Below are 6,871 nucleotides of genomic sequence, written 5' to 3'. Positions count from 1 at the left end.
GGGCGGGCGGGCGGGCGGTCGGTCGTCGTCATCGCTGCTCCCTGGGGGTGGTGCCGGCGTCGTCGCCGGCCGTGGGGTGGTGCGCCGCCGGGTGGGCGGGACGAGGGTCGGGGGCCGCGGGTCCGGGGTCGCCGGCGCGCGGGTGGTCGCGCGCGAGGAGGCCGACGGGCCCGGCCCAGAGCCAGGCGGCGAGCTGGGCCGTGAGCGCCTCGCGGTCGGGCACGCCCGGCTCGCCGCGGTGCGCGAGCCACCACTCCCCCGCGCCGCGCACGAAGCCGACCGCGCCGGCGGCCCAGGGGTCGGCGAGGGTGGCCGCGGCACCGGGCGTCGCGGGGTCGTGGGAGGAGGGCCGGCGCGCCACGCGCCGCCCGTCGCGCTCGTCGGTGAGCCCGCGCGCGAACGGCGCGGCGACGAGCGCCGTGACGGATGCGAGGAAGTGGCCGAGCGGACCGTCGGACTCGACCGACCCGTGGCGCGTGACGAACGCGTAGACGTGCGGCGAGGACTCGATCATCTCGAGGTACACCGCGACCATCGCGCGCAGGCCCTCGCGCGGCGTCGGCGCGACGCGCAGCACGCCCTCGAGCGCGCCCTGCATCTGCAGCACGACGGCCTCGGCGACCGCGATCTGCAGGCCGGTCTTGTCGCTGAAGTACCGGTAGACGATCGACTTGGACGTGCCCGCGGCGGCCGCGATCTCCTCCATCGAGACGTCGGGGCCGTGGTGGTGCACGGTGCGGCGGGCGACGCGGACGAGCTCGGCGCGGCGGGCCTCGCGGTGGTCGGCCCACCGCGTGGAGCGCCCGTCCTCGGGGGCGTCGTGGTCGCCGCCGAAGGGCGTCTCGACGGGGGAGCCGGCGAGGGCGACCGGGACCGACCGGGCGGCGGACCGTCCGGTCGCGTCGTCGCGGCGGCGGCGGGGCGACGTCGCCGTCGACGACCCCGATGTGACAGAACTCACGAAACCGAAGGTATCAGGTACTGTGGGTTTCGGACACAGGTCCGGGACCAACGGCCCTCGCGCAGGGCCGCCCGGCGCCGCTCGCGACCCACCGTCATCGACGCCGAGAGGGACCGCCCCATGGCCACCCGCACGAGCACCGCAGCCTCCGACACGCTCCCCCGCCCCGCGTACGTCCTCGGCGGCAACCGGATCCCGTTCGCGCGCGCCGGCGGGCGGTACGCGCAGGCGTCCAACCAGGACATGCTCACCGCCGCGCTCGACGGCCTCGTGGCGCGGTTCGGGCTGCAGGGCGAGACGATCGGCGAGGTCGCCGCGGGTGCCGTGCTCAAGCACAGCCGCGACTTCAACCTCACGCGCGAGGCGGTGCTCGGCTCGGCCCTCGCCCCGACGACCCCCGCGTACGACGTCCAGCAGGCCTGCGCGACCGGCCTCGAGACGGTCGTGTCCCTGTCCAACAAGATCCGCCTCGGCCAGCTCGAGTCCGCGGTCGCGGGCGGCGTCGACACGACGTCCGACGCCCCGATCGCCGTGAGCGACCGCCTGCGTCGGGTGCTGCTCGACCTGTCGCACGCGAAGACCCCGCAGCGGCGCCTGAAGGCCCTCGCGCGTCTGCGGCCGAAGGACCTCGCACCGGCGACGCCGCGCACGTCCGAGCCCCGCACGCACCTGTCGATGGGCGAGCACCAGGCCCTCACGACCGCGCAGTGGGGCATCACGCGCGAGGCGCAGGACGAGCTCGCGCTGCGCAGCCACCAGCGCCTGGCAGCCGCGTACGACGCGGGCTTCTTCGACGACCTCGTCACGCCGTACCGCGGCCTGACGCGCGACGCGAACCTGCGCGCCGACTCCTCGCTCGAGAAGCTCGCTGCGCTGCGGCCCACGTTCGGCCTGGGCCTCGACGCGCCCGCGACCATGACCGCCGGCAACTCGACGCCGCTGACCGACGGCGCGTCGACCGTGCTGCTCGGGTCGGCGGACTGGGCCGCGGCGCACGACCTCACGCCGCTCGCCGCGGTCGTCGACGCCGAGGCCGGCGCGGTCGACTTCGTGCACGGCGTCGACGGGCTCCTCATGGCGCCCGTGTTCGCCGTGCCGCGGCTGCTCGCACGGCACGGCCTGCGGCTCGAGGACCTCGACTACGTGGAGATCCACGAGGCGTTCGCGTCGACGGTCCTCACGACCCTCGCCGCCTGGGGGTCCGACGAGTTCGGCCGTGAGCGCCTCGGCCTCGACGGCGCGTTCGGCACGGTCGACCCCGCGCGGCTCAACGTGCACGGCTCGTCGCTCGCCGCCGGGCACCCGTTCGCCGCGACCGGCGGCCGGATCGTCGCGACGATCGCCAAGGAGCTGCACACCCGCCGGGCGGCGCAGGTCGCGGCCGGCGACGAGTCCCCCGTGCGCGCGCTCGTGTCGATCTGCGCCGCGGGCGGCCTGGGCCTGACCGCGCTGCTCGAGGCCGCCTGACCGCGCACCCGCACCCGCACCCGCTCGGGTGCGACCCGCCCCACCGACGACGCAGGAGTCGTGATGACCGACCGGTACCTCGAGCTCGTCAACAGCGGGCTGACCAAGAAGCTCGCCGCCCAGCTGGGCCTGCCCCGCCCCGCGGTGCTGCGCCGCCACCGGCCCGGGCAGCCGCTGCTCGACGGCCCCGCGCTCGTGCTCGGCACGGGCGCCGACGCCGACGCGGTCGCGACCCTGCTCTCGTCACCCGCGGGCGGCGTGGCGCCGACGGGTGACGCCCCCGCGGTCCTCGACGGCTGGGACCTCGAGGTGCACCGGCACGCGACCCCCGACGTGCGGTACGCGGCCGTGGTGCTCGTGCTCACCGACGTCACGCACCCGGACGACCTGCAGGGGCCGGTGCTCGCCGCGGGCTCGGTGCTCAAGGGCCTGCGGGCGGGCGGGCGGGTCGTCACGGTGTCGCGCCCCGCGGGCGCCGACGACGCGCCCGCGGTCGCGGCCGCGCGGCAGGGCGTCGACGGGCTGCTGCGCTCGCTCGCCAAGGAGCTGCGGGGCGGTGCGACGGGCAACGGCGTGGTCGTCGCCGACGGCGTGCCGGTGACGGCCCCGAGCGTCGTGGGCGCGCTGCGGTTCTTCCTGTCGACGCGCTCGGCGTTCGTCGACGGGCAGCTGCTCGAGGTCGACTCCGACGCGGGCGAGCTCCCGACCGACTGGGACCGCCCGCTGGCCGGCAAGGTCGCGGTCGTCACCGGTGCGGCGCGCGGCATCGGTGCCGCGATCGCCGACGTGCTGGCGCGCGACGGCGCGACCGTCGTCGCGGTCGACGTGCCGGCCGCGGGCGAGCAGCTCGCGCAGGTCGCCAACCGCGTGCGCGGCACGGCGCTGCAGCTCGACGTCACCGCGCCCGACGCGGGCGAGCGGATCCTCGCGCACGCCACGGCGCGGCACGGGCGGCTCGACGTCGTCGTGCACAACGCGGGCATCACGCGCGACAAGCTGCTCGCCAACATGGGCGAGGACCGGTGGGCGTCGGTGCTCGCGGTGAACGTCGCGTCGCAGCTGCGCATCAACGAGGCGCTGCTGACGTCGGGCGACTTCACGGACGCGCCGCGCATCGTGTCGCTCGCGTCGACGTCGGGCATCGCGGGCAACCGCGGGCAGACCAACTACGCGGCGTCCAAGGGCGGTGTCATCGGCATGGTCCGCGCGACCGCGCCGCTGCTCGTGCCGTTCGGCGGCACCGCGAACGCGGTCGCGCCGGGGTTCGTCGAGACCGAGATGACCGCGCGCATCCCGGCGCTCACGCGGCAGGTCGCACGGCGCCTGAACTCGCTGCAGCAGGGCGGCCAGCCGGTCGACGTCGCCGAGGCGATCGCGTTCCTCGCGTCACCCGCGGCCGGCGGGGTCGTGGGCCGCACGCTGCGGGTCTGCGGGCAGAACCTGGTGGGCCGGTGACGCGCGGCGCGCCGGACGCGCTGGTCGCGCTGCCGCGGGTGCCGGGGCTCGGCGGGCTGTACGCGCGGAGGCTCGTCGCGTCCGCGCGCCGGCGTGGCGGTGGCGGTGGCGGTGGCGGTGGCGGTGGCGGTGGCGGCTGGACGCTGCCGGAGGTCACCTACGCGGTCGACGACGTGCGCGCCGACGTCGACCACCTCACGGCATACCAGCATCTGCTGGGCGAGCCGGCGACGGACGCGCTGCCCGCGGGGTTCGTGCACGTGCTCGCGTTCCCGGTGGCGACCGCGGTGATGGTGCGCGACGACTTCCCGCTGCCGCTGCTGGGCGTGGTGCACCTGGCGAACCGCGTCGAGCAGCGTCGGCCGCTCCTCCTGGGCGACCGCCTGGGCGTCCGTGCGTGGGCGCGCGACCTGCGGCCGCACCGGTCGGGCACGCAGGTGGACCTCGTCACCGAGGTCGCCGCCGACGGCGACGTCGCGTGGCGCGGCGTCTCGACGTACCTCGCCAAGGGCGTGCGGCTGCCGGACGGCCGGGACGACGGCGGGGCCGAGCGTGCCGCCTTCACGCCACCGGTGCGCACGGGCCGCTGGGAGCTGCCCGCCGACACGGGCCGGCGGTACGCGGCGGTCTCGGGCGACCGGAACCCGATCCACCTGTCCCCGCTCACCGCGCGCGCGTTCGGGTTCCCCCGGGCCATCGCGCACGGCATGTTCACGGCGTCGCGCGCGCTGGCCGACGTCGGAGCGGCGCGCGGCGACGCGTTCGCGTGGGACGTCGAGTTCGCGGCGCCGGTGCTGCTGCCCGCGACGCCCGACGTGCGCGTCGCGCGCGACGGCGACGGCCACGCGTTCGCTGTGTGGCACGCTCGGTCGGGGAAGCCGCACCTCACGGGCACGGTCACGCCGCTCACCGCCTGACGTCGGGCGGGGTCCCGCCTCCGGTGTCCGACACGCGTGGGAGGGTCGGGACATGCTCACCGGTGACGCGTACGACCTCGAGCCCGACGCCGACCTCGACGGCCTGGCGTTCCGCGGCCTCGACCTGCGCGGCCGCGACGCCACGGGCGCGCGCTTCCTCGAGTGCGAGGTCGAGGACTGCGACCTCGACGACGTCGACCTGGACCGCGCCCGCGTGCTCGACTCGACGTGGCGGGCCGTGCGCGCGGGCACGCTGCGCGCACCGTCGTCGACGTGGCGCGACACGACGCTCGCCGACGTGCGGATCGGTGCGCTGAGCGCGTTCGGGTCGAGCTGGACCCGGGTGCGCGTGACCGGCGGCAAGGTCGACTACCTCGACCTGCGCGAGTCCACGGTCGACGAGCTGCGCCTCGAGGGCGTGACGCTCGGGGACCTCGACCTCAGCCACGCCCGGGTCGGCAGGCTCGTCGTGGTCGACTGCGACGTGCGGCGCCTCGACGCCTCGCAGTCGCGGCTCACGGCGTGCGACCTGCGCGGTGCGCGGCTGCGCGCGGTCGACGGCGTGGGCGGGCTGGGCGGGGCACGGGTCAGCACCGACCAGCTGTACGACCTCGCGCCGCTGCTCGCGCACCACGTCGGGCTGGTCGTCGAGGACTGACTGCGCCGGCCATGCTTGGGGGGAGCCAGCCGCGGGTCGCGGCCCCCGGGCCCCGGTCGACGGGTCCCGGGCGCGGATCCCGGTACCCCGGTCCCGGTCCCCCGATCCGCGGATGCCGGCCCGCGGTCAGCGCCCGGTCGTCGTCGTGCTCACCAGCCCGCGAGCGCGACCAGGTCTGCCGCGACCTCGGCGGGCGTGCGGCCGTCGGTGGGCACGCGGTGCACGTGCGGCCCAGCGGCCTGCTCGAGCCGAGCCGCCGCGGCGTCGGAGCGCGCCACGTGGGCGTCGTACGACGCGCCCTGCTCGCGGCGCGCGAGGCGCTCGCGCGCTGTCGCGTCGGACGACGTGAGCAGCACGGACGTGACGTGCGGGCGGTCCCCGACGGCGGCCGCCAGCGTCTCGGTCTCGAGCACGCTGACCGTGTTGGTGTAGACGAGGCGGCGGTGCCCGAGCGCGCGGTAGCGCCGCCAGACGTCGGCGAGGTTCGCGGCCGCGACGCCGTGCTCCCACGGCGCGGGGTGCGCGAGGTCGAGCGCGTCGCCCTCGACGAGCGCGTGGGGCACGTCGCGCGCGACGAGCAGGTCGTGCACCGCGGCCGCGGCCGTCGACTTGCCGACGCCCGAGCGGCCGCCGATCAGCAGCACCGACGTGCGGCCGTCGGCGACGTCGTGCCCCGCGAGCCGGTCCACGAGCCGTGCGCGGACGTCGGGCCACTCGTCGGCGAGCACCGAGAAGTACAACGAGTCCTGGCGCGTGCCGTCGGCCGCGACGCGGTGCCCGCGCAACCGGCCCTCGGGCCGTGCGCCGAGCTTGGTGACGGCGGCGATCGACCGCGCGTTGCGCGCCTCGACCCGGTACGCGCAGCGCGCGACCTCCCACGTCTCGAACGCGTGGGTCATGAGCAGGAGCTTGCACGCGGGGTTGACGTGCGTGCCCCACACGCGCGGGTCGTAGAACGTGTGCCCGACCTCGAGGCGCCCCATGCGCAGGTCGACGTCGTAGAACGACGTGGACCCGACGACCTCGCCGTCGACGAGCACCGCGAACGCGTACCGCGCGGGCGTCGCGAGCGCGGTCTCGACGACGCCCAGCAGGTCGTCGACGCCCCGGGGCGTGGGCGTCGTCATGCCGCGCCAGACGCGCTCGTCGACGAACGCCGCGAGCGCCGCGGCGTGCTCGCGCGTGAGCGGGACGAGCCGGACGCCGTGGCCCTCGAGGGTCAGATCGTGCTGCACGCGCCCATCCTCGCGGGCGCCCCGGTCAGGCGTGGCGTCATTTCTCCGCGGTGCCCGGCAGAGGTGACTGGATCGACCTCTCACCCCGTGCAGGGTGGGGCTGGATCGACCTCTCACCACCCAAGGGTGGGGTGGATCGACCTCTCACCCCGTGCAGGGTGGGGCTGGATCGACCTCT

6 protein-coding genes are annotated in these 6,871 nt (G+C 76.6%); 4 read left to right on the top strand and 2 right to left on the bottom strand.

Annotated features, from left to right (window positions below):
* Positions 1-28: 28 nt before the first annotated feature.
* Positions 29-961 carry a TetR/AcrR family transcriptional regulator gene (locus CS2_RS17230; protein ID WP_082740334.1) on the bottom strand — a complete coding sequence of 311 codons (933 nt, stop codon included), beginning with the start codon at positions 959-961 and terminating at the stop codon, positions 29-31.
* 120 nt (positions 962-1,081) lie between these two features.
* Between CS2_RS17230 and CS2_RS17225 the strand changes: the two genes are divergently transcribed.
* The 4 genes from CS2_RS17225 to CS2_RS17210 all read left to right on the top strand — a co-directional run bounded on the left by CS2_RS17225 (position 1,082) and on the right by CS2_RS17210 (position 5,458).
* Positions 1,082-2,428: an acetyl-CoA C-acetyltransferase gene (locus CS2_RS17225; protein ID WP_070320901.1), complete on the top strand. Its 1,347-nt coding sequence runs from the start codon at positions 1,082-1,084 to the stop codon at positions 2,426-2,428.
* Positions 2,429-2,491: 63 nt separating this feature from the next.
* Positions 2,492-3,883: a 3-oxoacyl-ACP reductase gene (locus CS2_RS17220; protein WP_070320900.1), complete on the top strand. Its 1,392-nt coding sequence runs from the start codon at positions 2,492-2,494 to the stop codon at positions 3,881-3,883.
* Positions 3,880-4,800: a MaoC family dehydratase gene (locus CS2_RS17215; RefSeq protein ID WP_070320899.1), complete on the top strand. Its 921-nt coding sequence runs from the start codon at positions 3,880-3,882 to the stop codon at positions 4,798-4,800. Before CS2_RS17220 ends, CS2_RS17215 begins: the two co-directional genes overlap by 4 nt.
* A gap of 52 nt (positions 4,801-4,852) precedes the next feature.
* Positions 4,853-5,458 carry a pentapeptide repeat-containing protein gene (locus tag CS2_RS17210; RefSeq protein ID WP_070320898.1) on the top strand — a complete coding sequence of 202 codons (606 nt, stop codon included), beginning with the start codon at positions 4,853-4,855 and terminating at the stop codon, positions 5,456-5,458.
* A gap of 149 nt (positions 5,459-5,607) precedes the next feature.
* Here the strand turns inward: CS2_RS17210 and CS2_RS19735 are convergent, their stop codons facing one another.
* Positions 5,608-6,693: a GNAT family N-acetyltransferase gene (locus CS2_RS19735; protein WP_082740333.1), complete on the bottom strand. Its 1,086-nt coding sequence runs from the start codon at positions 6,691-6,693 to the stop codon at positions 5,608-5,610.
* Between the last annotated feature and the right edge of the window lie 178 nt (positions 6,694-6,871).

This window comes from Cellulomonas iranensis NBRC 101100 = JCM 18110 (assembly GCF_001552375.1).
GTDB classification, from domain to species: domain Bacteria; phylum Actinomycetota; class Actinomycetes; order Actinomycetales; family Cellulomonadaceae; genus Cellulomonas; species Cellulomonas iranensis.
The sequence above is the reverse complement of the archived record's forward strand: the minus strand, read 5'-3'. Positions and strand labels throughout refer to the sequence as shown.